Origin of the sequence: Ornithinibacillus bavariensis (assembly GCF_018333235.1) — a bacterium.
Lineage (GTDB): Bacteria > Bacillota > Bacilli > Bacillales > Amphibacillaceae > Ornithinibacillus > Ornithinibacillus bavariensis.
The window spans coordinates 1-546 of record NZ_BORP01000016.1; the positions used below are offsets into that span (position 1 = coordinate 1).

Consider the following 546-nt stretch of genomic DNA (forward strand, 5'->3'; position numbering starts at 1 on the left):
AGTCGGTGAGGTAACCTTTTGGAGCCAGCCGCCTAAGGTGGGACCAATGATTGGGGTGAAGTCGTAACAAGGTAGCCGTATCGGAAGGTGCGGCTGGATCACCTCCTTTCTAAGGATATTTAACGGAATACATACTGGTTTGTTTGGTTCAGTTTTGAGGGAGTAATTCTTCAGAATTAGATGGGCCTGTAGCTCAGCTGGTTAGAGCGCACGCCTGATAAGCGTGAGGTCGGTGGTTCGAGTCCACTCAGGCCCACCATCTAAATTACATTTCAATACGGGGCCTTAGCTCAGCTGGGAGAGCGCCTGCCTTGCACGCAGGAGGTCAGCGGTTCGATCCCGCTAGGCTCCATTTTTGTACCTTGAAAACTAAATAAGAGTAACAACGACATCAAACTTTAAAGCAAAGGCTATTAATTTAGTGTAATGCTTATTCATTGTAGATAGTTAAGTGAATAAGGGCGCACGGTGGATGCCTTGGCACTAGGAGCCGATGAAGGACGGGACTAACACCGATATGCCTTGGGGAGTCGTAAGTAGACATTG

The 546-nt window shown here is 48.2% G+C and carries 2 tRNA genes and 2 rRNA genes; all 4 read left to right on the forward strand.

Going from position 1 to position 546, the window contains the following annotated elements:
• Positions 1-109: ribosomal RNA gene (locus KI338_RS17540) — 16S ribosomal RNA — on the forward strand; the annotation flags it as partial.
• A 73-nt stretch (positions 110-182) separates the two neighbouring features.
• Positions 183-259 (forward strand) — tRNA-Ile (locus KI338_RS17545).
• A gap of 20 nt (positions 260-279) precedes the next feature.
• Positions 280-352: transfer RNA gene (locus KI338_RS17550), tRNA-Ala, on the forward strand.
• Between the two features lie 93 nt (positions 353-445).
• Positions 446-546, forward strand: a 23S ribosomal RNA gene (locus KI338_RS17555); the annotation flags it as partial.